Genomic DNA, 25013 nt, shown 5'->3' on the forward strand with positions numbered 1-25013 from the left:
TGGGCGTCAGGCGGTGGATTCGAGGGCGGACAAGGTGCGCGAGACGTCGTCGGCCGTGTTGAAGCCGTGCAGGCCGAACCTTAGGGCACCGGCCCGCGCCGTCGCACGCACATCGCGGGCCGCCAGCCGGTGCACCGCGACGTCGGCGTCTGGGACCGCGATGGTGACGATGTGGCTCGGCCGTTCGGTGGGGGAGCAGCGGAATCCCCGCTCCTGGGCGCCTTCCCGGAGCAGCCCGGCCAGTTCCAGGCAGTGCCGTTCGAGCTCAGCTGAGTCGAGCGCCATCAGCAGGTCGAGCGCGGCGGCAGCGCCGGCCCAGGAAGGCCAGCACGGCGACATGTCGAGCCTGCGTGCGCCGGGCGCGTAGGACAGCGGACCGCCGTAGTAGTCCTGTGGTTCGGGCGAGGTCTTGACGTTGGGCGCCAGCGGCGTGAGCGCGGCAAGCCGGTCGGGGCGCACGTAGAACCATGCGGCGCCGCGCGGGCACAACAACCACTTGTAGCCGTGGATCGCGATGAAGTCGGGTTCCACGTCTTCGGGCAGCGCCAGCACGCCGGCGCTTTGCGTCGCGTCGACGAACAACTGCGCACCCACTTCCCGGCACCGCGCCGAAACGGCCGCCAGATCGGTGCGCCAACCGGTCGCGGACTGCACGTCGCTCAGCGCCACCAGAGTCGTGTCCTCGGCTATCGCCGCCACCAGCGATTCGCTGCGCAGGCAACCGCCCGGCATCGGCACCTGCTCCACGTGCACGCCGCGTTGTTCCGCAGCGAGCAGCGGAAAGATGTTGCTGCGGAACTCCTCGGCGCCGACGACGACCCTGCTGCCGGCAGGCAGCGCCGCGGCCACCGTCGCGACCGCCTCCGCCACCGACTGGACGAGCGCGACGTGCTCGGGATCGACGCCGAGCAGCCCGGCGACCTGGCGCCGGCTGTGCTGGGCCGCCTGATCGCGCTGCGGCCAGGAGAAGTCGCCGAGATCCCAGTTCGCGAGCTCCGCGTGGAGCGCACGCAGCACCGGCTCGGCGGCGGGCGCGCAGCTCGGGGTGGACAGCCACGCGATGCGGTCCAGGACGGCGAACTGCTCTCGGAACCTCGCCAGATCCACGGTGCCTCCTCGATCAGGGGTTGTACCGAGGATCGGGAAGCTGGGACCATGAGTCAACGGAATGGTTCTCATGCCTTCCATGAAGGCGGTTGATGGTGGAGCTGCAACAGCTGAGATGCCTCGTCGCGGTGCTCGACACCGGTTCGTTCACGAAGGCCGCCACCACCCTGCACGTCACGCAGGGCGCGGTCAGCCACGCGGTGAACGGGCTGGAGCGCGAACTCGGCGTGGGGCTCGTGCGCCGTGGCCGTGGCGGGGCGAGCGCAACCGACGCGGGGGCGCGGGTCGCGGAGCACGCGCGGGCGGTCCTCGCGCGCCTGCGGGTGGCCGAGGAGGAAGTCCTCGCGATGCGCGGACTGCGAGCGGGACGCCTGCGCGTCGGGAGCTTCACCAGCGCGTCGACGCGCCTGCTGCCCGGGCTCCTCGCCGCCTACCGGCGGGAGCACCCCGACGTCGAGGTCACCCTGCGGGAAGGCAACGACCTGCAGACCAGGGACCTGCTCGCCGACGGCGAAGTCGACGTCGCGTTCGTCGTGCTGCCGGCGGACGGCCACGACGTCATCGCCTTGTCCGAGGACGAGCTGGTCCTGGTCGTCCCCGAGACCCACCGCCTCGCGCGGCACCGCGTCGTCCCGCTGGCCGAGCTCGTGCCGGAGCCGTTGATCCTGTCGTCGGGGGGCTGCGCGACGCTGGTCCGGAGCACGTTCCGCGAACACGGGCTGGAACCGCTGGAATCCGGTGCCGTGCAGGAAGGTTCCACGGCGCTGGCCATGGTCGAGGGCGGACTCGGCGCGACGCTCATGCCGGAACTGGCGGTGCCGGCGCTTCCCGGAACGCTCGTGACCCGCCCGGTGCGGCCGACCGGCCACCGGCGCCTCGGACTCGCCGCGCGGAGCCAGGAAGCGCACAGCCCGGCGCTGCAAGCCTTCCTCGCGCTCGCGAAGCGGCAGGCGCCCGCGTTGGCCCGCCGGACGGCCTGACGGTCACGGGGCGTCGGTGGTCGCCAGGTCGTCGGAGTTGCCGGAGCGGTCGGGGGCCGCCACAGGCAGCATCGCCAGCAGCCCGATCAGCAGGATCACGACGATGCCGCCCATGCCCGCGCGCTGAGTGCCGAAGAAGGCGATGAAGCCGCTGAACGCCAGCGGTCCGAGGAAGCTCACGGCCCGGCCGGTGGTGGCGTAGAGGCCGAACACCTCGCCCTCCCGGCCGGGGGTGGCGATGCGCGCGAGGAAGGTCCGGCTGGCCGACTGGGTCGGCCCCAGGAAGATCGCCAGCAGCAGCCCGCCCACCCAGAAGGCCGGTTTGCCGGGCACCGCGACCAGCGCTCCGCCCACCACGACCAGCCCGATCAGCGACGCCATGATGACGGTCTTCGGGCCGAACCGGTCGTCCGCGCGACCGCCCAGGAACGCGCCGAGCCCGGCGACGAGGTTCGCCGTGATCGCGAAGACCACCACCTCGGTGGCGGTGAAGCCGAAGGTGCCCGCGGCGATCACGCCGCCGAAGGTGAAGATCGCGGCCAGGCCGTCCCGGTAGAGCGCGCTGGCCACCAGGAAACCCAGCGTCCGCCGCTCGGTGCGCCACATCCGGGCCAGTCGCTTCCCGAGCACGACGTAGCTGCTGAAGATCGCGCGGCGCAGCGGCTCGCCGGAGGACTCCGCCTCGGGCACGAAGAAGAACAGCGGCAGCGCGAACACCGCGAACCACGCGGCCGCGAACAGCGCCACGACGCGGATGTTCAGCCCGTCCTGCGAGGTCACGCCGAACAGGCCGACCTCGGGCTGCACGAAGCCGATCAGCACGATCACCAGCGCGATCAGCCCGCCGAAATAGCCCAGGCCCCAGCCGAAACCGGAGATGCGGCCGATCGTCGCCGGAGTCGAGACCTGGAGCAGCATCGCGTTGTAGTTCACCGTGGCGAACTCGGAGAACACGCTGCCCACCGAGATCAGCACGAGGCCCAGCAGCAGGTAGGCCGGATCGTCCCGGACGAAGAACAGCCCGGCCGTGCTGGCCACCACGAGCGCGGTGTGCACCGCCAGCCACAGCTTGCGGCGTCCGCCCGCGTCGCTGCGCTGACCGGTCACCGGCGCGACCAGCGCGATGCACACGCCCGAGATCGTGAGCGCGAGGCCCAGGGACTCCGAGCCGCTCTTCGGGTCGGCGGCCACGCTCTCGGTCAAGTACACCGTGAACACGAACGTCAAGATCACGGTGTTGAACGCTGCGGAACCCCAGTCCCACAGCGCCCAGCTGATCACCCCGCGCACGTCCCGTTGAGGTGCGGGCGGGGTATTCGCGGTCATGCCCACGGCACGATTCGACCAGCAGGCCCCGGCCGCAGCCAGTCGAAACCCACTGGTCGCCCGGTCCGCGCGACAACCGCGCCGAAAAGCATCCGGATGGTCGACCCCGGACCGGCCGGTGCTCACCGCCGACCGGCCGTCGGCGGGAACAGCCAGTCCATCGGGGCGGGTTTGCCCAGGTAGTAGCCCTGCCCCTGGTCGCAGCCGAGGTCGCGGATGATGGCGAGCTGGGCGGCCGTCTCGATGCCCTCCGCCACCACGCCGAGGCCGATCGCGTGGGCCATGGCGACGATGCCGGCGACGATGACCTCCAGCTCGTCGGAGGAACCGAGGTCGGTGATGAACGTCCGGTCGATCTTGACGATGTCCAGCGGCAGCCGGCGCAGCTGCGCCAGCGAGGAGTAGCCGGTGCCGAAGTCGTCGATCGCCAGGCCGATGCCCAGTTCGCGCAGCGCCGTCAGGACGCGCGTCGCGGCTTCGGGGTCCTGCATGATCGCGTTCTCGGTGATCTCCAGGCACAGCGCGTGGGACGGCAGCCCGGATTCCGCGAGCGCCTGCTGCACGTGGTCCTGCAGCCGGGGATCTTCCAGCTGGCGCGGCGAAAGGTTCGCGTTGAGGTGCAGATCGAGGTCGTGGCGCTCGCGCGCCGCGGCGACCCGGCTGGTCGCCTCGCGCAGCATGTGCGCGCCGATGGGGTTGATCAGGTCGCTCTCCTCGGCCAGCGGGATGAACTCGCCCGGCGACACCGCCCCGTGCAGAGGATGCCACCACCGGAGCAGGCCTTCCACCGCGACCGTGCTTTCGGTGCGCAGGTCCACGACCGGTTGGAAGGCCACCCAGAGCTGCTCGCGCCGCACGGCGTGGCGCAGGTCCTGCTCCAGGACCATGTGCCGCTGCACGCGTTTTCGAAGGTCGACGTCGAAGAACGCGCAGCGCCCGCCGCCGTGCGCCTTGGCCTTGTACATCGCGACGTCGGCGTCGCGCAGGAGGTCCTGGGCGGACCGGGTGTCGTCCGGCCCGGCCAGCACCACGCCGATGCTGCCGTTGACGTGCAGCTGCCGGCCCTGCACGTGGATGGGCTCGGTGAGGGCGGCGAGCAGCCGCTCGCTGAGCCTGCGGAGCATGGCGTGGCTGCCGTCGCAGTGCACCAGGATCACGAACTCGTCGCCGCCGAGCCGGCCGACCAGCGCCTCCCCGGGCGTCGCGCGCACCAACCGGTTCCCGGCGATGCGCAGCACCTCGTCGCCGACGCCGTGGCCGAGGGAATCGTTGATCCGTTTGAAGTTGTCCAGGTCGATGAACAGCACGGCCATCGGGAGCGTTCGCCGCCGCGCGGCCCCGAGGTGGCGCAGCACCAGCGTCCGGTTGGCCAGACCGGTCAGCGGATCGTGGGTGGCCTCGTACTCCAGGCGCTCCCTGGCGGCCCGGCTCTCGGTGATGTCGCTGAAGGAGATGACGACCTTGTGCGGCGGGCTGTCCTGCGGGTTCAGCGACCGCGCGGTGACCGCCAACCACGTGGTGCGCCCGTCGGCGCGGGTGAAGCCGATCACCCGCGAGTTCTGCTGCTTGCCGGTCCGCCGGGTCACCACCGCCGGGTGCTCATCGGGCCGCATCGAGGTCCCGGCGTCGTTGAAGAACGGCCAGGACGTGGGCGTGGTGCCGATGATCTCGGCCGCGGTCGAGCCGGCGATGCGCTCGGCGGCCGGGTTCACCGCCTCGATGATGCCCGTCGAGCCCACCACGATGACGCCCTCGTCCAGCGCCGCGACGACGGTTGCGAAGTCCTGCTCGGCCTGCCGGTGCGCGGTCTCGTCGGCGCACACCAGCACGTAGCCGGAGTCCATTTCAGAGGCCGAGATCCGGACGACGAGGGAGGTGCCGTCCCGGTGCCGGTGCACGGCCTCGGTGACCCCGCCCTCGGCGACCAGGGCCTCGGGCCGCAGCGGCGCGCCGACGAGCGCCTCGACGTGCCGTCCCAACGCCTGTTCGGCGGGCACGCCGTACACGGTTTCGGCGGCCGGGTTCCAGCTGGTGACCACGCCCTCGCGGCTGGTCGCGATGATGGCGTTGTTGACGTGCTGCACCAGGGCCGCCTGGTAGCGCAGCGCGGCTTCGGCGGTCTTCTGCGTGGTGATGTCCCGCCCGATGACCTGCACCGCCGGACGCCCCTCCCAGGTGGTGTGCACCGCCATTATCTCCACCGGGACCGCGGTGCCGTCCACGCGCTGCAGGTGGGCGTGCGACCGCGGCGTCGCCGTGCCCGCCGCCGTCAGCAGCTTCAGCCGCTTGCGCATCTCGACGACCGACTGCGGGGTCACGAAGTCCGTGACCCGCCGCCCGAGGAGCCACTCGCAGGATTCGGCGCCGAGGATGGAGCTCATCGCCGGGTTGGCGTACTTGATGATGCCGTCCTGGTGCACGCAGATCGCATCGGGGCTGAGCTCGGCGAGCAGCCGGTAGCGGTCGGCGAGGTCCTCCATGGCCTGCCGGTCCCGGTGCAGGCCGGTCACCTCGCGGATCAGGCCGATGAGGCCGCCGGTGCGCCGGTCGCCGAACGCGCGGGCCCGCAGGTGCAGCAGTCGGGTCTCGCCCTGCGCGGTGATGATCGGCTGTTCCAGATCGACGTCCCGCAGCCAGGCCGGCGGGTCGGCCGTCGCCGCCCACGGCTCGATGAGCTCGGTCAGCCGGTCGCGGACGGCCTCGTCGGTCGCGCCCGGCATGTCCAGGAGCACGTCCATGCCGGGCATCCAGGTGATCTTGCGATCGGCGAAGTCGAACCGCCAGCCGATCGCGCCGTGCGCGGACAGCGCGAGGTCCAGCAACTCGCCGCCAAGGCCCGCACTGCTCGGCCCGCCCCCAGGATCGATCGTCATGATCCGTCCAAAGAAGAGACCCGCCCACCCGCGCACGCGGCGTGGGCTGCGCCCGTCGTGGCCGCACCCGACCTAGCAGTTCCCGGAACCGCAGACCACCAACCATCGGCGCGGCGGGCGTAATGGACCGCTGCGCCGAGCGTCGGGAGATCGACGCGGGTGGAATTCATGCCATCGGGCGGTCTGCGGCGTCGGCGGCCCGGTTACCCCAGGACAACAGCAGCGGAGCGCTGTTCTGGTTCAGGGGGAAACCATGGACATGACGAGTCCGGCGGCAGGTGGACTGATCAACTACGTCCGCACGGTGGCGGGCGACCTCGGCGACGACGTCTACGAGGTCGACGTGGACCTCGAGAGCGGGTTGGCCACGGCGATCATCCTCGTGCACTCCAAGGTGCCCACCCTCGTGGACTGCCCACTCCTGCTGACCTGGGACGAGGTCAGCGGCTGGGCCCTGCGGGTGGAGACCGACGGCTGGGGGGACACCACGGCCATCGAGTTCATGGGCGAGGACATCCTGCCCGAACCGGGGCTGGTGCGGGACTTCCTGCAGGAGGCGGTCGACGGCCGCAACCCCGGCATGCTCCAGCCCCCGTCGTTCCGCCTGCCCAATGCGGGCGATGACCTCGAAGACCGCCTGGCCCGGTTCGCCGCCTGACCTCGGCCGGGCGCGGTCATGCTCGCGTGCGGTGGAAGATCAGCCGGTAGATCAGCAGCAGGATCACCGAGCCGACGACGGCCCAGACGAAGCTCATCAGGTTGAAACCGGTGACTCCCGCACCACCGGCAACACTGGTCGCGATCCAGCCGCCGAGCAACCCGCCGACGATGCCGATCACGATGGTCACGATGATCCCGCCGGGATCGCGGCCGGGGAGGATGAACTTGGCGATCGCCCCGGCGATCAGCCCGAACAGGATCCAGCTGAGAATACCCATGACGGCGTCCTCCTGAGCTCGATCGACCATCCGGCACAGGGGTTCCCCGAACGAGGGCATCGCATGCACCGGTCGTGCCCGGGCACGCCACCGAGCTCCGCCAGATCGTCCTATGAGGACGCCGGACCACGCGTCGTGGCACTCCGGGGTACCGGTTGCACCGCGGCCGCTGCCGAGCGGTTTGATCTCTGCGGTCGGCACGCGGTTTTCGGAGGCGGCGGTGTTGCAGCGCGGTGCATCTTTGGGGCGGGATTTCGGCTGGTTGTGGGCGGCGTACGCGGTCAGCACGGCGGGCACGTGGCTCGCGCTCGACGCGTTCCCGCTCATCGCCGTCCTGGTGCTGCACAGCAGCACGACGCAGGTTTCCGCGCTCGCCGCCGCGGGCCTGGCGGTCGGTGCGGTCCTCGCGGTGCCGCTCGGCCCGTGGGTGGAGTTCCACCCGAAGCGGCCGGTCATGATCGCGATGGATCTGGTCCGGTTCGCGGTGCTGATGTCCGTGCCGGCGGCCTACGCGTTCGGCGTGCTGACCTTCGCCCAGCTGGTCGTCGTGTCCGTGCTCGTGGCGGCCGCCAACATCCTGTTCACCGCGGCGAGCGGTGCGTGCCTCAAGGCGCTGGTGCGGCCCGACGACCTGCTGGCGGCCAACGGCAGGTTCGAATCCACGACGTGGACGGCGACCGCGATCGGTCCGCCGCTGGGCGGGTTCGCCGTCGGTGCGTTGGGCCCCGTGACGACCGTCGTGCTCAACGCCGCCAGCTACCTGCTCTCCGCGCTCGGGATCCGCGCGATCAGCGGCCGGGAGCGACCGCCGGAGCGGCGCGGATCGCGGTTCCGCGCCGGCGACGTCGGCGAGGGCTGGCGCTGCATCTTCCGGCATCCCCTGCTGCGGCGGCTGTTCCTCAACAACAGCCTGGTGAAGGGGCTGATCATGGCGCCAGTCCCGCTGCTCACGGTCCTGCTCCTCCGCGACCTGGGCTACGCGCCGTGGCAGTACGGCCTGGCCTTCGGCGTGCCGTGCATCGGCGGCCTGGTCGGGTCGCGGCTGGCGAGGCCCCTGGTCGCGAGGTTCGGGCAGCACCGGGTCATGCTCGCCGCGGGCACGGTGGCCGTGTGCTGGCCGGTGGGCCTGGCGTTCGTGCCGCCCGGCCCGCCGGGCCTGCTGCTCATCATCGGGATCGAGTTCGGCTTGATCACGAGCATGGGCGTCTTCAACCCGGTGTTCGCCACCTACCGCCTCGAGAACATCGATTCCGGCAGCGTCGCCCGGACCTTGGCGGCGTGGTCGATCGGCAGCGGCGCCACCGTTTCGGCGCTGACGTTCCTCTGGGGACTGCTCGCCGCCGTCACCGGCCCCCGCGTCGCCATCGCGATCGCCGGGGTGCTCATCCTCGGCACGCCGCTCCTGCTGCCGCGCCGGAACAGCGATTCGTCCGATGAGCACAGGATTCCGCGTCCGGCGGAGACTGCCCCGTAGCAAGCGAACACGCCTCCCGGCGCGCCCCCTCCGAGGACTGCCTCGTAGGCGTCGGAATCCCACGGCGTTCCAGAACCAGGTTCCATTGTCAACCTGAGCGTTCAAGGCATCCAGCAGGTCCAAGCGAGCCGCTTGCACGGTCACGCCTGCGGGCATCTCCTTGGGGACCACGTCGCTGCGGCGTACCCGCGCATCGACTTCCGCGGTCGCGGTGGCCTTCTCGACGGGCCCGATCCGATTCACCATGGCGACCACGTTCTTGGGCAGTTTGACCGGATTGCCGTCCAAGTCCTTGTCCGCTTCGGCGGTGAGCAGGTTGGTGCCCAGCCGATCCAGTTGCGACATGAGATCTGCCCGGCTGCCCCAGTTCCTCACCCGTTGAACCCACATGCCTCCCGCCTGGGAGACACCCATCGGCAGGATGCGCACGCAGCCCAGTGAACCCCACAGCAACCTTGCCGCTTCGCGGCGCCTGAACAAGGGACTCCGGATCACCCCCTTCCGCGAGTGCTGGATCAGCGCTATGTTCCCGAATAGTTTTCATGTTTTCTTTAGGGGAGTGATCGAGATGAAGGTCCCGCACTTGCCCTCCGATTTCGTCTGGGGCGTGGCTACCGCGGCGTTCCAGATCGAAGGCGCCACCGCGGAAGGCGGCCGGGGACGTTCCATCTGGGACACCTTCACCGCTACTCCCGGCAAGATCGCGCGCGGCGAGCACGCCGACGTCAGTACCGACCACTACCACCGCTACCTCGAGGACGTCGCGCTGATGTCCGATCTGGGTGTGGACGCCTACCGGTTCTCGCTGGCCTGGCCCCGCATCCAGCCCGACGGTCGCGGTCCGGTGAACCCCGAGGGAATCGCGTTCTACGACCGCCTGCTCGACTCGCTCTGCGAAGCAGGTATCGACCCGGTCGCCACGGTCTACCACTGGGACACCCCGCAGGCGCTGGAGGACCGGGGCGGATGGCTCAGCCGCGAGACCGCCGAACGGTTCGCCGAGTACGCCGCGATCGTCGGCGAGCGCTTCGCGGACCGGGTGAAGATGTGGATCCCGCTCAACGAGCCGATGGTCATGTCGATCTTCGGCTACGGCATCGGCGAGTACGCGCCGGGCAAGGCGCTGCTGCTCGACGCGATTCCGACCGCGCACCACCAGCTCCTGGCGCACGGCCTGGCCGTGACGGCCTTGCGCGCGGCGGGCGCGCGCGCAGTGGGAACTGCGAACAACCACAGCCCGATCTGGGGTGAAGACCCGGAACCGGTGTCCTTCCTGGACGCGTTGATCAACCGCTTGTTCGCCGATCCGATTCTGCTCGGCAGCTACCCCGAGGTGCTGCATGACCGGCTTCCCGATGGCTTCGCCGACGACCTGCCGGCAATCGCCGCGCCGCTGGACTTCTACGGCGTCAACTACTACGAGCCGATGGCCGTCCGCGCGCCTCGGACCGCCGGCCCGCTACCGTTCGAACTCGTTCCGGTCGAGGGCTATCCGATGACCACCAACGGGTCGCCGGTAGTGCCGGACGGACTGCGCGAGCTGCTCGTCCTGCTCCACGAGCGCTACCCGGAGATGCCGCCAGTGCACATCACCGAAAACGGTTGCAGCTTCGACGAAATCCACGACTCCGACCGCATCGACTTCCTCGCCGGCCACCTCACCGCTGTGCGGGAGGCCATGGACGCCGGTGCGGACGTTCGCGGCTACTTCGTCTGGTCGCTCCTGGACAACTTCGAGTGGTCCAAGGGGTACGCGCCGCGGTTCGGCCTGGTGCACGTCGACTACGACACACTCGTGCGCACCCCGAAGGACTCGTTCGCCTGGTACCGCGACGTGATCAAGCGGTCGAGATGACCGCACTCGCCGAGCCCCGGACCCCGGTCCGCGCCGGGTGGACGACGTTGCTCTTCCTGGCCAATCTCGGGCTGTGGCTGGCGTTCTACGCGCCGATCCAGGTACTGCTGCCCCGGCAGGCGGAACTGCTCGCCGGCGTGGACAAGGAGGTCGTCTTCGGCGCGGTCACCGGGGTCGGCGCGGCGGTGTCGGTGGTGGTCAACCCGCTGGCGGGCATGCTTTCCGACCGCACCACCTCAAGGTTCGGCCGCCGACACCCGTGGACGCTCGGCGGCGCGCTCCTAGGGGCGGCGGGACTGACGGTCCTCGTCGCGGCGGGCGACGTGGTGACCATGACGGTCGGGTGGTGCCTGGTGCAGGCCGGTCTCAACACGATGCTTGCGAGCCTGGCGTCGGCGCTGCCGGACCGGGTTCCGGTGACGCAGCGGGCACGGATCGGCGGACTCGTTGGAATCAGCCAGATGCTGGGCACCGTCGTCGGCGCGCTGGTGGTGACGGTGCTGATCACTGGGCTCGCCGGTGGTTACCTGGCGTGCGCAGCACTAGTCGTGCTCGCGGCAGCGGCGTTCGTGCTGCGCACCCCGGACGCCATGCTGCCGGCGAAACCCGCAGGCGGGCTGGCCGCCGCTGCGCGGCGGCTTTGGGTGTCGCCGCGCAGGTACCCCGACTTCGCGTGGGGCTGGGGCTGCCACTTCCTGATCAACCTGGGCAACGCCTTCGGCACGCTCTACCTGCTGTTCTTCCTAGGCGACGCCGTGCACCACCCCGATCCGGAGACGGGTCTGCTGATCCTGATGGGCCTCTACGGTGCCACGCTCACCGTCGGCGGGATCCTCGCGGGAGCGCTGTCGGACCGCACGGGGCGGCGCAAGCCCTACATCCTGACCTCGTGCGCGCTGATGGCGCTGGCCGCGCTGCTGCTGGCCGCGTGGCCGACGTGGACCTCGGCACTGTGCGCCGCTCCGCTGCTCGGACTGGGTTTCGGGATCTATTGGGCGGTGGCCCTGGCCCTGCTGACGCAGGTGCTGCCGGCCGCCCCCGACCGCGCCAAGGACCTCGGCGTGGTGAACATCGCGAACTCGCTGCCCCAAGTCGTCGCCCCGGCGCTCGCCACGCCGGTCCTAGCCCACCTCGGCGGCTATGCCGGGCTGTTCACCGCATCGGCGGTGGCCACCCTGCTCGCGGGCGTGCTCGTCACCCGCGTGCGCGGCGTCGCCTGACTCATCCTGATCGTGCAGTTGGGTTGGTTGATGATCTTCCATAGTGTGCTGATGCTCTGTTGGCCCGGATGCCTGCCCACTGTGCGGCCCGGCTGAGGCCTCGCGAGCGGCGACGCAGCTTTCGAGATCCAGTAGCTCGGAGCCCAGCCCTGGCCCCGAGCTACGTGTTGTCCGGTTGGTAGCCGAGGTTGGGAGCCAACCACCGTTCGGCTTCAGCGAGTGTCCATCCCTTGCGGTCGGCGTAATCCAGTACCTGGTCCTTGCCGATCCGCCCGACGACGAAGTAGCGCGACTCCGGGTGCGCGAAGTACCAGCCGCTCACCGACGCCGCCGGCCACATGGCCATTGATTCGGTCAGGGTGATGCCGGTGGTTTCCTCCACGTCCAGCAGGTCCCACAACGTCTGCTTCTCGGTGTGGTCCGGGCACGCCGGGTATCCAGGTGCCGGTCTGATGCCCGTGTACTTTTCGGCGATCAGCTCGTCGTTGCCGAGCTGCTCGTCCTCGGCGTATCCCCACAGATCGCGCCGGACGACTTCGTGCAGCCGCTCTGCGAAGGCCTCGGCCAGCCGGTCCGCGATCGACTCCAACAGGATCGCGCTGTAATCGTCGTGGTCTGCCTTGAACTGCGCGACCCGCTCGGCCACGCCATGGCTCGCGGTGACCGCGAAGCCACCGATGTAGTCCTGTAGACCGCTGCCCTTGGGCGCCACGAAGTCCGACAACGCCCGATGCGGAACGCCCGCCCGGTGCTCGCCCTGCTGGCGCAGGTGGTGCAGGACCGCGAGCACCACCTCGCGGTCCTCGTCGGCGTAGACCTCGATGTCGTCCCCGACGCCGTTGGCGGGGAAGAATGCGACGATGCCGTTGGCCTGGATCCACTCTTCGGCGATCACCCTGTCCAGCATCGCCTGGGCGTCGTCCCAGAGCTTGCGGGCCGCCTCCCCGGTCGTCGGGTTGTTGAGAATGTCGGGATACTTGCCCTTCATCTCCCAAGCGTTGAAGAACGGTTGCCAGTCGATGTACTCGCGCAGCGTAGCCAGCGAATACGACTCGAATCTTTCGGCGTGCACCGCACCGGTCGCGCCCTCAGGCGGCAACACGCGCGGTCGCGGTGGGCGGTAGTGCGACCAGTCGACCGGTAACCGGTCCGCGCGCGCCTGCTCGATCGTGACCAGTGGGCGTTGAGAGCGTTTCGCCGCATGCCGCTCGCGCAGCGAGTCGTAGTCCTTGGCGAGCTCGTCGAGGAACGCGTCGCGCCGCTTCTCGGACAGCAAGGCTGCGACCGTGGGCACCGACCGGGATGCGTCCTTGACCCACACGACCGGCTCGTCGTACCGGTGGTCGACCTTGATCGCCGTGTGGGCCCGCGAGGTCGTCGCCCCACCCAGCAGGAGCGGCTGCTTGAAGCCCTGCCGCTGCAGCTCGCCTGCGATCGACACCATTTCCTCCAGCGACGGTGTGATCAAGCCCGACAGCCCGATGACGTCGGCGTTGTGCTCCTTGGCCGCGTCGAGGATGGTCTGGCCGGGAACCATCACCCCGAGGTCGATGACGTCGTAGTTGTTGCACTGCAACACCACTCCCACGATGTTCTTGCCGATGTCGTGGACATCGCCCTTCACCGTGGCCAGTACGACGACGCCCTTGGACCGCTGCGCCTCGCTCGGAGTCTTCTCCTGCTCGATGAACGGGATGAGGTGCGCGACGGCCTTCTTCATGACGCGCGCGGACTTCACCACCTGTGGCAGGAACATCTTGCCCGCGCCGAACAGGTCTCCCACGGTGCCCATGCCGTCCATCAGCGGGCCCTCGATGACCTCCAGCGGGCGTGAGCCGGCCTCGGCGAGCTCGACGCGTAGTTCCTCGACGTCGTCGACGATGTACTCGTCGATGCCCTTGACCATCGCGTGGGTGATGCGCTCGCGGACCGGGTTCGAACGCCATTCCTCGCTGGTGGTCTCGGCCTGTTCGCCGGTGCCGCGGAAGCGCTCGGCGATCTCCAGCAGCCGCTCGGTGGCGTCGGGCCGGCGGTTGAGGATGACGTCTTCGATGCGGTCCCGCAGCTCCGGGTCGATCTCCGAGTACGGGACGAGCGCCCCGGCGTTGACGATGCCCATGTCCATACCGGCCTTGATGGCGTGGTAGAGGAAAACGGCGTGGATCGCCTCGCGCACGGGGTTGTTGCCGCGGAACGAGAAGGACACATTGGACACCCCGCCGGAGACCCGGGCGCCGGGGAGGTTCTGCTTGATCCAGCTGGTGGCTTCGATGAAATCGGTGCCGTAGGCGGCGTGCTCTTCGATCCCGGTGGCCACCGCGAAGATGTTGGGGTCGAAGATGATGTCCTCGACCGGGAAGCCGACCTCGTCGACGAGGATCCGGTAGGCGCGTTCGCAGATCTCGACGCGACGCTCCAGCGAGTCGGCCTGCCCGCGCTCGTCGAACGCCATGACGACCGCGGCCGCCCCGTACGCGCGGCACAGCCGGGCTTGTTCGACGAACGGCTCGACGCCTTCCTTCAGCGAGATCGAGTTGACGATCACCTTGCCCTGGAAGCAGCGCAGACCCGCCTCGATGACCTCCCACTTGCTGGAGTCGATCATCAGCGGCACCCGGCAGATGTCCGGCTCCGAACTGATGAGGTTCACGAACTTCCGCATCGCGGCGACGCCGTCCAGCATGCCCTCGTCCATGTTGATGTCGATGACCTGGGCGCCGGATTCGACCTGCTGGCGCGCCACCGACAGCGCCGCGGTGTAGTCGTCGGCCTGGATGAGCTTGCGGAACCGTGCAGATCCGGTGACGTTGGTGCGCTCACCGATGTTGATGAACAGGCTCTCGTCGCCGTCGACGTTGAACGGTTCCAGACCGGACAACCGCAGGCTCGTCGAGTGTGGCGCCGGGCGGCGTGGTGCGGCGTCTGCGACCTTTCGGGCGATCACCGCGATGTGTTCGGGTGTCGTCCCGCAGCATCCGCCCACGATGTTGGCGATCCCGGCGTGCGCGAACTCGCCGACGACCTCGCCCATGTCGTCCGGGGTTTCGTCGTACTCGCCGAAGGCGTTGGGCAGGCCGGCGTTCGGGTGCGTCGAGACGAACGTGTCCGCGAGTCGCGCGAGTTCTGCGATGTGCGGCCTGATCTCCTTCGGCCCCAGCGCGCAGTTGAAGCCCACGGCCACCGGGCGCACGTGCCGGATGCTGTTCCAGAAGGCCTCCACGGTCTGCCCGGAAAGCGTCCGGCCCGAGCCGTCGGTGATGGTGCCGGAGATGATGACCGGCCAGCGGCGGCCGTGCTCGGCGAACAACTTCTCCACGGCGAAGATGCCGGCTCGGCTGTTGAGGGTGTCGAAGATGGTTTCCAGCGCCAGCAGGTCGGCGCCGCCGTCGACGAGCCCGCGCGCAGCTTCCAGGTAGGCGTCGACGAGTTCCTCGAAGGTGACGTTGCGCATGCCCGGGTCGTTCACGTCGGGGGAGATCGACGCCGTGCGGTTCGTTGGCCCGAGTGCGCCGATGACGAACCGGGGCTTGGCCGGGTCGTCCTGCGTGACCGCGTCCGCGGCGGACCGTGCGACGCTGGCGGCCGCACGGTTGATTTCGTAGGCCATGTCCTGCAGGCCGTAATCGCGTTGCGAGATGCGTTGCGCGTTGAAGGTGTTCGTCGAGATCAGATCGGCGCCCGCGCGTAGATAGTCCAGATGCAGCCGTTCGATCAAGGCGGGTTGGGTGATTGACAAAACGTCGTTGTTTCCCTTTAGGTCCGAGTCCCAATCGGCGAAACGGTCTCCGCGATAATCTCTTTCGGACAACCCGAGGCATTGGATGAGCGTTCCCATTGCGCCGTCCATCACAAGCACGCGTTCCTGGAGCAAATCGCTGAGTTGCTTGGTCGCGTCCGGGACGTGCAGAGTGTTCACTTATCCACCCCATTGTGTAGCCGAGCATGTGGTGTCTGCTGGGTCGACTGATCACCCTACCGACGTGCACGGCTAGAACGAAGTGAGCTCACACCTTGGGAAAGTCGGCGCTGTCGAGCAGGAAATCTCCCAACACCAGGCAGTCGATGCCGCCGATAAGTCGCGGCGGTACGAATCCGTTGTCTGCCGCACGGTCGGCGCGAACTCCGTCGATGTGCGCCCGGGTCGCTCGCCGAGTTAGCCGGGACGCGCTTCTGGGTAGGCCAGGCAAGCCGTCGGCAACACGGTCTTAGCGGCGCGGCGGCTGCGAGGAGGTGCGGTGATGTCGGAACTGGTGGCGGATTTCGTCCTTCGCCGACTGCGGGAATGGGGCGTCGACCACGTCTTTTCCCATGCCGGTGACGGGATCAACGGTTTGCTGGCGGCGTGGGAGCGGAGATCTCCGGGCACTGCGCCCCGAACGCCGGCGCCCACGTCGCGCTGGCCATGCCGAACATCCGACACCTGGAATGGTTCCACGCCACGAGCGCATCGAAACACTGCTGTTCGCGGCGGAGGCGAGGTCCGAGCGGATCTGTCCTGTGCGGGACACGGCATGACCTTCAAGGATGCCGACGCAGAATGTCACCGTCATCGCAGGCAGGGAGGTGATGGGCGTGTCGCAGGTCGTGGTGGTCACCGGCGCCAGCGGTGGGGTCGGTCGTGCACTCGCGCGTGCCTACGGGCGGCGTGGGGCCAAGGTGGCGCTCCTCGCCCGAGGGCGCGCAGGCCTGGACGCCGCCGCACGCGAGCTGCGCGACGGTGGAGGCACACCGTTGGTCTTGCCCTGCGACGTCGCCGATCACGAGCAGGTCGACGCGGCCGCCGAGCGCACCGAGACCGAGCTGGGGCCGATCGACACGTGGATCAACACCGCGTTCAGCACCGTGTTCGCCCGGTTCGACGACATCGGCCCCGAGGAGTTCCGCAGGGTCACCGAGGTCACCTACCTCGGCTTCGTCCACGGGACCATGGCGGCGTTGCGCCGGATGAGACCACGCGACCGAGGCGTCATCGTCCACGTCGGTTCCGCCCTGGCCTACCGGGGTGTGCCGCTGCAGTCGGCCTACTGCGGCGCCAAGCACGCCATCCAGGGTTTCCACGAGTCGCTGCGCAGCGAGCTGCTGCACGACCGCAGCAGCGTCCGGGTCACGATGGTGCAGCTGCCCGCGGTCAACACCCCGCAGTTCTCGTGGGTGCGGTCCCGGCTACCGCAGCACCCCCAACCGATGCCGCCGATCTACCAGCCGGAAATAGCGGCCCGGGCCGTGCTCCACGCGGCCGACCACCCACGACGCCGCGAGTACTGGGTAGGCGGCAGCACCGTCGGCACGCTGATCGCCAACGCCATCGCCCCCGGCGTCCTGGACCGCTACCTCGCCCGCAGCGGCTACGCCGCCCAGCAGAACGATCGCGTGCACGACCCCCACCGGGCGGACAACCTGTGGGAGCCCGCCGACGACGCAGGCCAACGGGACTTCGGTGCCCACGGCGTTTTCGAACAGCAAGCGCACCCGCGCAGCGCTCAACTCTGGGCATCGCAACACCACGGCGTGCTCGCCGCCGTGACCACCGCGCTGGCGGCGACCGCCGCAGGTGTGCTGGCTCGCCGCTGCAGAAAGCAGGTAACCGGTGGCGGGCAAGGCGTCCTTCCAGCCCCACGTGCTCCGCGAGTACGCCGTTCTCGCTGACGGCTACGCGAATTACTCCACAATGGACAAGCTTTGTGAAGTGGCGAGGCCGAGGTTCGGCAGCAGGTCTTCCGCTGGATCGCCTTCTACAACCACCGGCGCCGGCACTTCCAGGGGAACCTCGCATCGGCCGCCTGGGCCTGCTTCCTGTCTGGCCGGGAAGACGGGGCATGGGGTATCGACGCGAGGTCGTGATCGTGCGGATGGTACAGCCGTTGGGCACGGCCAGTTCTGTGCGGCGGATGGCCTTATCGGTTTCGATCAACTCGGACGGGCCTGGTTAGGCTGTGAAGTCGGCCAGGACTGCTCGGTGGTCGGTGCCGCGGGTGTGAATGGTGTTGGTGTCGGTGGGGTGTAGTCCCCACTGGAGGATGTGGTCCAGTCGGACCAGCGGAAACCGCGCGGGCCAGGTGAAGCCGAATCCCGAGCCGGTGTCCTGTCGGACGGCGCGGGCCTTGGACGGCAGTCGCTGCATCGCTCGGTCGCTGCTTGCGGTGTTGAAGTCGCCCAGCACGATCGCGCGGGATGAGTTGTCGGTCCGCAGCGCGTCGGCCAGTTCGTCGAGGGCTTGGTTGCGTTGGTCGATGGACTCCGGGCGCAACGATGGCAGGTGCACGACGTAGACCTCGATGGGCCCGTGCGGGGTGTGCAGCCGTGCGCGCAGTGCGCGCGTCCAGCCGAGGCCGAGGTCGACGCGGTCGACCTCGGTGATCGGATAGCGGCTCCACACACCGACGGTGCCGATGGTCGCGTGGTGCGGGTGGTCGTCGCCGAGCACCGTCGCGATGGCCCGGCGCCCTGGGTCGGTCAGTTCCTGCACGCCGACGACGTCCGCGTTGGTTGCCGCTAGGTCGGCGGCGGTGGCTGCGGGGTTGTCGTTGCTTGCGTACAGGTTCTGGCTGACAACCCGCATGTTGCCAGTGGCCGCCGAGGCGTGCGGGAGCAGGTTCGCCCCGAAGACCAGGCACCACACCAGTGCCGGGATCAGCATCGCGAGTGTGGTCCGGGCCTGCAGTACCAGTCCCGCGACGAGCAGCAGCGGGATCATCAGCCCGAGCCACGGTGCGGCGCTGTCGAGCAGGGTGCCTGCTCCGGCGATGTCCGGGATCATGGTGTGTCCGGCGATGGACAGCGCCAGTCCTCCGGCGGCGGCGACGATCACCACGTCACGCACGCGACGCATCAGCGTCTCCTCTCACAGTCCGGCTGGGCAGATCCGCTGCGGCGCGCCACCGTCCAGTACCGCGTCCACGCATCCGGCGGGAAGTCCGTCGTGGGGTTGCGTGGAGAAGTTCGCGGTGACGGTCAGCGCGCCGTTGCCGATGTTGGTCCGCTGCACCCGATGATCGGGGGTGAGCCAGCGGAAGTCCGTCATCGGCTGGGTGGCGGCGGCCTTGTGTAGTGGTTCGAAGTACTGCTGCAGGTCGGCGATCTGTTTTCCGTGGCTGTCCAGTTCGGCCTTGTTGAGGACGAGGTTCAGCGGCGTGTTGTACAGCATCGCCAGCATGGCGCGGTCGCGGGCCTGGTCCGGAAGCTTGGACCAGGACAGCTCCCAGCGGTCGGTGCTGATGACCGAGTCGTGCAGCACCGTTTGGTACAGCGGCACTCGGAATTGCGGGTCGAACATGGCCTTGGCCAGATTCGCGGGCAGGTGCACCGGTTTGAAGAAGAACTCCGGGGCGCCTTGCGGGGCGTATCCACCCCAGGTCTGGCGGTCCTTCTGCAGGGCCCACAGCCCGTCGGCGACCGGGGTTTGCGAGCCGTGGTTGTAGGACAGCACGCGGTTGGCCCACGCCCCGGCTTTTTCCGAGCCCAGGACGAGCTTCTGATCGCCGGAAAGCCATTCCATCCGGTCTAGGCGGTTAGTGCGGTCGGTGGCTTTGTCCATGGGGTGCTGCGGGCTGTGATCGGTGTGTAGTTCGCCTGCGGCGTCGACGTCAAGGAAGTAGCTCGTGGCGCCGTTGGCGGTCATCTGCCGGGTGCGGTCGGCCATGTAGTGCTCGCGTGGCTCGGTGCGCTGGAACGCCTCGGAACTCAGGTAGCACCCGCGTCCGCCGAAGCCTGTCACGATCTTGCCCTGCGCGTCGCGGACGCAGGCGTCCTGCCATACCGGGGCGGGCCAGCGTGACGAAGGGTTGTCGGCGGTGTTCGGGTCTTGGGCGTTGGCCCACGAGTCGTAGGGGCCGACCAGGTATCCGGCCTGCTTGGCGGCGTCGACCGCCTGCTTGCTCATCGGCTGGTCGTCGGCGTCGTAGCCCAGCCACATGCGCCCCAGGCCGAGTCCGCGCATCCGGTTGATGCCTTCCGGGGTACGCGCCTGCCCCCAGGCGTAGGCGTGGAAGGCGCCGACGAGCTTGCCGACCTCGGGATTCCGGTCGATCTTGGTGCGCAGAGGTTCGATCCCACCGTGGTGGCTCAGCCAGTCCCGGTAGTCGCGGGCGGAGGCCACCGGGGACCCATCGGTCAGGGCGAACGACACCGTGTAGTCCATCGTGGACTCCTTCGGTGCGAACTCGTGCACCGCTTCGGTGCGCAGACGCCCCTTGGCGGAGGCGAACCGCAGTGAGGTGCCGATGTCGGACTGGGCGATGTAGCTGGACCCGTGCCCCTCCTGGCTGGTGCCCCAGAACGGCATCGTCAGCCCATCGACCATGCCCAGCTCCGTCCCGGTGAGCCCGCCGCTCTCGGAGTTCCAGAACGGGTCGGCCACCGGCACCGACAAGCCCTCCCCGTGCGGGATCTGCACCTCGTGCACGGTCGGGTCGGTGCCGGTCACCGGCCAGGTCATCGAGCCCTGCTCGTCGGCGTGCACGGTCATCTCCAGCCGCCCGTCCCGTGGGGTGGCGGTCACGGTCAGGCCCTTGGCCGGGTAGCGCCACGTCGCCTTGCCGTCGCTGGTTGTGACCTCGGTCGCCGTGCCCGGCGCTTCGGCGGCCGGAGCCGACAGCTGCCACCTCGTCCCGTCGGCGGCCTCGGCGCGCACGCCCAGCGACGTGGTGTCGACCACGGCCTTGCCGCCGGCGACCGGGACGGCGACCTGCTGTCCGTTCACTTCGATCTCGGGCCGGTCGGCCGCTGAGGCGTTGGAGCACGCGGTCGTCGCCGCGCACAGCACGCCCAGCAGCCCGGCCAGTCGGATTGCGTTGTTGCGTATCACGCCCGTCAGAGTCAGCGCCGCAGATGAGAGTTCGATGAGAGCCGCAATGGGCGCGGTAGCATCGCCAGCATTGTGCGTGTGCTTGTGGTCGAAGACGATTCCATCGTGCGGGACGCCGTGCTGCGCGGCCTGGAGACCGAAGGTTATGAGGTTCGCTCCGCCGCCGACGGTGCGAAGGCGTTGGCCGAGATCTCCCGGTGGCGACCGGAGGCGATCCTGCTCGACCTGCTGATGCCGTTCATGGACGGCCTGACGATGTGCGAGCGGCTGCGTGCGCACGGTGACCGGACCCCGATCCTGGTGCTGACCGCTCGGGACGCGGTAGGCGACCGGATCGCCGGACTGGACGCGGGCGCCGACGACTACCTCGTCAAACCATTCGACCTCGACGAACTGCTCGCACGCCTGCGGGCACTGCTGCGCCGCAGCTACCCCGCCGACGACGTGGTGCTGCGCTTCGCCGACCTCAGCATGGACACCGCCGCACACCGGGTGCGGCGCGGCGACCGGGTGGTAGATCTGAGCCGCACCGAGTTCGCGCTGCTGGAGGTGCTGTTGCGCAACGCCGAGCAGGTGTTGCCGCGCGAGACGATCACCGAACGGGTGTGGGGCCGGGACTTCGGACCGGCGTCGAACTCCCTGCAGGTTTACGTCCGCTACCTGCGTCACAAGCTAGAGGCCGCAGGCGAGCCGCGACTGGTCCACACCGTGCGCGGCATCGGCTACCGGCTCGGTGCGCCGTGAGGCGCAGACGTCCACTACGGCTGCGGATCGCCGTGGCCACCGCAGCGTCGGTGGCAGTGGCGGTAGTCGGCATGGCGCTGGCCGGTTACGCGATCATGGCCCACGAACTCGACCGGTCGCTCAACCTCGGCCTGACACGCGAGGTCACCCGACTGGCACGACAGGAGCAGGCGTCACCGGGTGCATGGTCGCCATCCGGCCCGTGCGTATTCCTCGCCGCTCCGGCGTGCGTACAAAAAGTCACCGCGGACGGCCACATCGACGGCGAGGGCGAACTCCCGGTGGACCGGCGCACCCTCGACGTCGCAACCGGCCGCGCGGAGGCATACTTCAGCGACATCACCCTGCAAGGGCACCCGGTGCGGATGCTGACCGCACCCCTGGCACCGGGCAGAGCCGTCGAAGTCGCGGTGCGATCCGACCGGGTCGACGAAAGCCTGCACCGGATCAGCCTGGCGCTGCTCGCCGCCGGGTCGGTCGGCGTCGTGCTCGCCGCCGCGGCGGGTTTCACCGTGGCACGCACCGGACTCGCACCCGTGGCCGCGCTCACCAGAACCGCCGAGCACATCGCCCGCACCCGCGACCCCGAACACCGCATCGAGCCCCGCGGGGACGACGAAATCGGCCGCCTGGCAACGAGCTTCAACACGATGCTCGACGAACTTCAGCAGGCACTGAGCGCGTTGCGGGATTCCCTGGACACGCAACGGCGCCTCGTCGCCGACGCCTCGCACGAACTGCGGACCCCGGTGACCGGATTGCGCACCAACATCGACCTGCTCGCCCGCGCCGACCGGCTGACCCTCCACCAGCGAGAGCAGACGATCGAGGCACTGCGCACCCAGACGGACGAGCTGACGGGACTGGTCACCGACCTGATCGACCTGGCACGCGGTGACGAGCCCGCCGCCCCGGAGGACACCGAAGACGTGCGGCTGGACAAGCTGGTCGAGCAATGCGCGGACAACGCGCGGAAACGCCACCCGGACCTGTCGTTCGACACCGACCTGCAGCCCACCGTGGTCGACGGAGTTCCCCGAACCCTCGCCCGCGCGGTCACGAACCTGCTGGCCAACGCGGCGAAATTCAGCCCACCCGGCGGCTCGGTCCAGGTCCGGTTGCGAGACCGCGAACTGGTCGTCCGCGACCACGGCCCCGGCATCGCCGAAGACGACCTCCCCCGCGTCTTCGACCGCTTCTACCGTGCACCAGACGCACGCGACCTACCCGGATCCGGTCTCGGCTTGGCGATCGTACGGCAAGTCGCCAACGCCCACGGCGCAACAGTCACCGCCGAAACCCCACCGGGAGGCGGAGCACTGCTCCGACTCCGCTTTTGAACCAGCCAGTAAGCGTCGCACCGGAACCCGACAGTTTCGGCTTCTCCTCCAAGACAGGGGCTGAGTAGTAGCGGTACAGGAGCCTTTCAGAGATCGGCAACCGGACGCGCTGATGCGTCGCTCCCGAGCCAACCCGCACGAGGAACGGGGTGAGTCCGACCAAGGCAGTTAGCCATCGACCGGTAGGTAATGACTTGCTTCCATGTCCAGGAGACGTCGCTCGGTCGGCCGCAGCCCGTGCACCCGATCCCATCGAGTCAACCGCATCTCGCCCTCGCTCCACTCGATGCAGCTTGCGGCGTTGACAACCACGGTGAAGAAGCGCCAGGTGTCGCGCGGCCGCCACCCGCTCGTTGCCTCGACCGAGGCCGTGGTCGCCTCGCGTTGCGATTCGTCGACGTCCACCACGTGGCCCGGCCTCGATCAAGCACTCGCGGCGGTGCGAAGCGGCGGCACCCTGGTGGTCCCTGAGGGGACGGGTGCTTTTGGAATGAGATGGGGGAGCGGATCGAGCCGTTGCCGCCGGCTACGCAGGACATCTGCTGCTCATCGAACTGTGGGCGTGCGAGCCGCCGCTCCTGTGGAGACACTGGGTCGCCGAGGCGGAGCAATACGAAAGGGCCTGATCATGTCTGATGTCGAGCCGATTCCGTCGGGCTTTCCGCGGGTGACTCCGTATCTGCACGTTGACGGCGCGGCTGCTGCGATCGACTTCTACTGCAACGTGCTCGGCGCGCGCGAGCGGATGCGCATGCCCGCCCCCGGCGGCAAGGTCGGCCATGCCGAGTTGGAGCTTGGAAACTCGATCATCATGTTGGCTGACGAGTTCCCGGACCAGGGTGTTCTCGGCCCGAAAACCGTCGGTGGTGCTTCGATGACGCTCTACGTCTACGTCGAGGATGTGGACAGCGTCTTCGACCGGGCCCTGAAGTCAGGCGCCAACTCCGTGAAGCCAGTGGTGAACGAGTTCTACGGGGATCGTACGGGACAGTTCGAGGACCCGTTCGGGCACCGATGGAATGTCGCCACGCACGTTGAGGACGTCTCGGAGGAGGAGATGGCTAAGCGGATGGCCCAGGCGACAGAGTCCTGAGCGTGCTTCACCTGGCGCGCGTCGTAGTCGGCCGGCAGTTTTCCGATTCGAGCGACTGGCTTGAGGGGCGAAGCCGGGCGGAGGTAGCCGCCGACGAACTCACACCGCGCCTGTCTAACGCGGCACGGGAGGCGAACCTCGGTGGCGCACCTGGCCGTCGCACCCGTCGCGCCTCACACCGTGGCGTAGGTCGTCGATGGTCGGCTGGTTTCGCTCGGCGAGTGCGATGAGCTGGTCGAATACGGCGATGGCCTCGCGCAGCTCGCCGTGGGCGACGCGCACCGTCGGGTGGTTCGCGTCGTGGACCTGCTCGGCCAGAACGTGGAGCAGTGACCGGAACTCGTACAGGATCGAGTGGTTCACGGCGCCGTAGCAGCCTAGGTCGTCGCTGATCTGATGAGGCGTCTGCCGCTGAACTGCACTGACTGCGGCCTGGAGCGCATCGCGGGCCTGGTACAGCATCTCAAGCGGGTGCTCCATGGGGGTGCTCATGACGCTCTCCCGTTCTGCGCGCGTCGGGGCTTACATGATGCAGACCCGCACAGGAGAGCGAGCTAGGGAACAAATGCCCCACTTGTGTGAGTGTGGGGGTGGGCTGGTGGCGATTGGTAACGCTCCAACGCAGGTCGAGCAGCAGTGGCTGACCCGGCTGATCCTTCAGCACAACGCGGAGCTCGGGAGCCGGTCACCCGGCGCTCGGTCGTCGCGGGTACTGGCCTGTCGACCATGGCCGTCTACACCTACTTCGGCGGGATGGACGGTCTGTGGCAGGCGATGCGCCAGGGGGGTCACCCCGCCTGGCCGCCAGGCTCGACGCCGTCACGCTGACAGCGGACCCGGTCCAGGACCTCGCAGGGCGCGGGCGAGCGCCGACGCCTCATCAACGACTTCATCGCCTCGACCTCTCCCAGGACTTGAACTCCTATCCTCAGTCAAGCCTTTCCGGAGAGTCAGCATCGCCGAGGACGTTCACGACGCGCGTCTCCCTTTGGCTTGTCAGGAATTCCTCACGCGGATGGCCAAAGTTCTCGACGAACAGCGGTGGATGTGGCCGGCCAGCCGAACAGGTCGACCACATCCTGCCCCTGAGCCGGGGTGGCGCGATGCTCGACTACGCCAACGCGCAATCACTGTGTACTGGCTGCCACGACCGCAAGACCCGCGCCGAGAACGTGCGGAGGCAGCGAAAACTGCGATGACGCAGAGCACCGGATTGTTAGGATCCTCGTACTGGCGGAGTGCGTGGCAGACGATTCCCCT

At 68.9% G+C, this 25013-nt stretch carries 19 protein-coding genes; 10 read left to right on the plus strand and 9 right to left on the minus strand.

The window, feature by feature from the left end:
* Positions 1 to 6: 6 nt before the first annotated feature.
* Complete coding sequence (locus E1288_RS02030; protein ID WP_165967943.1) at positions 7 to 1107, minus strand: aminotransferase class V-fold PLP-dependent enzyme; 1101 nt, start codon at positions 1105 to 1107, stop codon at positions 7 to 9.
* Between the two features lie 92 nt (positions 1108 to 1199).
* On the opposite strand from E1288_RS02030, the gene E1288_RS02035 reads away from it, so the two are divergent.
* Positions 1200 to 2087, plus strand: a complete 888-nt coding sequence (locus E1288_RS02035) for a LysR family transcriptional regulator (protein ID WP_132479784.1) — start codon at positions 1200 to 1202, stop codon at positions 2085 to 2087.
* A gap of 3 nt (positions 2088 to 2090) precedes the next feature.
* Here the strand turns inward: E1288_RS02035 and E1288_RS02040 are convergent, their stop codons facing one another.
* Together E1288_RS02040 and E1288_RS02045 are read right to left on the minus strand one after the other, a co-directional pair.
* Entirely contained in the window at positions 2091 to 3413 is a 1323-nt protein-coding gene (locus E1288_RS02040; RefSeq protein WP_132479787.1) for an MFS transporter, read from the minus strand.
* A 122-nt stretch (positions 3414 to 3535) separates the two neighbouring features.
* Positions 3536 to 6286 carry a sensor domain-containing protein gene (locus E1288_RS02045; protein ID WP_132479790.1) on the minus strand — a complete coding sequence of 917 codons (2751 nt, stop codon included), beginning with the start codon at positions 6284 to 6286 and terminating at the stop codon, positions 3536 to 3538.
* 253 nt (positions 6287 to 6539) lie between these two features.
* Here E1288_RS02045 and E1288_RS02050 point away from each other — a divergent pair, with 253 nt between their 5' ends.
* Positions 6540 to 6944 carry a DUF6292 family protein gene (locus E1288_RS02050; protein ID WP_132479793.1) on the plus strand — a complete coding sequence of 135 codons (405 nt, stop codon included), beginning with the start codon at positions 6540 to 6542 and terminating at the stop codon, positions 6942 to 6944.
* 16 nt (positions 6945 to 6960) lie between these two features.
* Here the strand turns inward: E1288_RS02050 and E1288_RS02055 are convergent, their stop codons facing one another.
* A complete protein-coding gene (locus E1288_RS02055; RefSeq protein ID WP_132479796.1) occupies positions 6961 to 7224 on the minus strand; it encodes a GlsB/YeaQ/YmgE family stress response membrane protein in 264 nt (87 codons plus the stop codon).
* A gap of 223 nt (positions 7225 to 7447) precedes the next feature.
* Between E1288_RS02055 and E1288_RS02060 the strand changes: the two genes are divergently transcribed.
* From E1288_RS02060 to E1288_RS02075, 3 genes are all read left to right on the plus strand, one after another.
* Positions 7448 to 8698 (plus strand): MFS transporter, encoded by a 1251-nt coding sequence (locus E1288_RS02060; protein WP_235883304.1) that lies wholly within the window; start codon positions 7448 to 7450, stop codon positions 8696 to 8698.
* A gap of 568 nt (positions 8699 to 9266) precedes the next feature.
* Entirely contained in the window at positions 9267 to 10553 is a 1287-nt protein-coding gene (locus tag E1288_RS02070; protein WP_132479802.1) for a GH1 family beta-glucosidase, read from the plus strand.
* Entirely contained in the window at positions 10550 to 11773 is a 1224-nt protein-coding gene (locus tag E1288_RS02075) for an MFS transporter (RefSeq protein ID WP_132479805.1), read from the plus strand. The genes E1288_RS02070 and E1288_RS02075 overlap by 4 nt, the downstream gene beginning before the upstream one ends.
* A 160-nt stretch (positions 11774 to 11933) precedes the next feature.
* On the opposite strand, the gene metH is transcribed toward E1288_RS02075, so the two are convergent.
* A complete protein-coding gene (gene metH / locus E1288_RS02080; RefSeq protein WP_207954147.1) occupies positions 11934 to 15680 on the minus strand; it encodes a methionine synthase in 3747 nt (1248 codons plus the stop codon).
* A 617-nt stretch (positions 15681 to 16297) separates the two neighbouring features.
* Between metH and E1288_RS02090 the strand changes: the two genes are divergently transcribed.
* On the plus strand, positions 16298 to 17419 hold the full coding sequence (locus E1288_RS02090; protein ID WP_132479811.1) for an SDR family oxidoreductase: 1122 nt from the start codon (positions 16298 to 16300) through the stop codon (positions 17417 to 17419).
* A 280-nt stretch (positions 17420 to 17699) separates the two neighbouring features.
* On the opposite strand, the gene E1288_RS02095 is transcribed toward E1288_RS02090, so the two are convergent.
* Both E1288_RS02095 and E1288_RS02100 read right to left on the minus strand, forming a co-directional pair.
* Positions 17700 to 18602 carry an endonuclease/exonuclease/phosphatase family protein gene (locus E1288_RS02095; protein WP_235883278.1) on the minus strand — a complete coding sequence of 301 codons (903 nt, stop codon included), beginning with the start codon at positions 18600 to 18602 and terminating at the stop codon, positions 17700 to 17702.
* A gap of 12 nt (positions 18603 to 18614) precedes the next feature.
* Positions 18615 to 20576: a glycoside hydrolase gene (locus E1288_RS02100; RefSeq protein WP_235883279.1), complete on the minus strand. Its 1962-nt coding sequence runs from the start codon at positions 20574 to 20576 to the stop codon at positions 18615 to 18617.
* A gap of 72 nt (positions 20577 to 20648) precedes the next feature.
* On the opposite strand from E1288_RS02100, the gene E1288_RS02105 reads away from it, so the two are divergent.
* Both E1288_RS02105 and E1288_RS02110 read left to right on the plus strand, forming a co-directional pair.
* On the plus strand, positions 20649 to 21320 hold the full coding sequence (locus E1288_RS02105; protein WP_132479814.1) for a response regulator transcription factor: 672 nt from the start codon (positions 20649 to 20651) through the stop codon (positions 21318 to 21320).
* Between the two features lie 32 nt (positions 21321 to 21352).
* A complete protein-coding gene (locus tag E1288_RS02110; RefSeq protein WP_235883280.1) occupies positions 21353 to 22660 on the plus strand; it encodes a sensor histidine kinase in 1308 nt (435 codons plus the stop codon).
* A gap of 168 nt (positions 22661 to 22828) precedes the next feature.
* On the opposite strand, the gene E1288_RS02115 is transcribed toward E1288_RS02110, so the two are convergent.
* The gene (locus E1288_RS02115; protein ID WP_132479817.1) at positions 22829 to 23068 is read right to left on the minus strand and encodes a hypothetical protein; all 240 of its coding nucleotides are present in this window, start codon (positions 23066 to 23068) and stop codon (positions 22829 to 22831) included.
* A gap of 220 nt (positions 23069 to 23288) precedes the next feature.
* Between E1288_RS02115 and E1288_RS02120 the strand changes: the two genes are divergently transcribed.
* Entirely contained in the window at positions 23289 to 23753 is a 465-nt protein-coding gene (locus E1288_RS02120; RefSeq protein ID WP_132479820.1) for a VOC family protein, read from the plus strand.
* 114 nt (positions 23754 to 23867) lie between these two features.
* On the opposite strand, the gene E1288_RS02125 is transcribed toward E1288_RS02120, so the two are convergent.
* On the minus strand, positions 23868 to 24245 hold the full coding sequence (locus tag E1288_RS02125) for a hypothetical protein (protein ID WP_132479823.1): 378 nt from the start codon (positions 24243 to 24245) through the stop codon (positions 23868 to 23870).
* 272 nt (positions 24246 to 24517) lie between these two features.
* Between E1288_RS02125 and E1288_RS50260 the strand changes: the two genes are divergently transcribed.
* A complete protein-coding gene (locus E1288_RS50260; RefSeq protein ID WP_207954127.1) occupies positions 24518 to 24952 on the plus strand; it encodes an HNH endonuclease signature motif containing protein in 435 nt (144 codons plus the stop codon).
* The last annotated feature ends 61 nt before the right edge of the window (positions 24953 to 25013 follow it).

The sequence above is a fragment of the Saccharopolyspora elongata genome, assembly GCF_004348985.1.
In the GTDB taxonomy this organism is placed as follows: Bacteria; Actinomycetota; Actinomycetes; order Mycobacteriales; family Pseudonocardiaceae; genus Saccharopolyspora; species Saccharopolyspora elongata.

Bases quoted from the DNA above. Each gene is read 5' to 3' on its own strand.
- E1288_RS02035 (WP_132479784.1), top strand. From the start codon at position 1,200: ATGGTGGAGCTGCAACAGCTGAGATGCCTCGTCGCGGTGCTCGACACC.
- E1288_RS02040 (WP_132479787.1), bottom strand. From the start codon at position 3,413: ATGACCGCGAATACCCCGCCCGCACCTCAACGGGACGTGCGCGGGGTG.
- E1288_RS02045 (WP_132479790.1), bottom strand. From the start codon at position 6,286: ATGACGATCGATCCTGGGGGCGGGCCGAGCAGTGCGGGCCTTGGCGGC.
- E1288_RS02050 (WP_132479793.1), top strand. From the start codon at position 6,540: ATGGACATGACGAGTCCGGCGGCAGGTGGACTGATCAACTACGTCCGC.
- E1288_RS02055 (WP_132479796.1), bottom strand. From the start codon at position 7,224: ATGGGTATTCTCAGCTGGATCCTGTTCGGGCTGATCGCCGGGGCGATC.
- E1288_RS02070 (WP_132479802.1), top strand. From the start codon at position 9,267: ATGAAGGTCCCGCACTTGCCCTCCGATTTCGTCTGGGGCGTGGCTACC.
- E1288_RS02075 (WP_132479805.1), top strand. From the start codon at position 10,550: ATGACCGCACTCGCCGAGCCCCGGACCCCGGTCCGCGCCGGGTGGACG.
- E1288_RS02090 (WP_132479811.1), top strand. From the start codon at position 16,298: ATGCCGACGCAGAATGTCACCGTCATCGCAGGCAGGGAGGTGATGGGC.
- E1288_RS02095 (WP_235883278.1), bottom strand. From the start codon at position 18,602: ATGCGTCGCGTGCGTGACGTGGTGATCGTCGCCGCCGCCGGAGGACTG.
- E1288_RS02120 (WP_132479820.1), top strand. From the start codon at position 23,289: ATGTCTGATGTCGAGCCGATTCCGTCGGGCTTTCCGCGGGTGACTCCG.
- E1288_RS02125 (WP_132479823.1), bottom strand. From the start codon at position 24,245: ATGAGCACCCCCATGGAGCACCCGCTTGAGATGCTGTACCAGGCCCGC.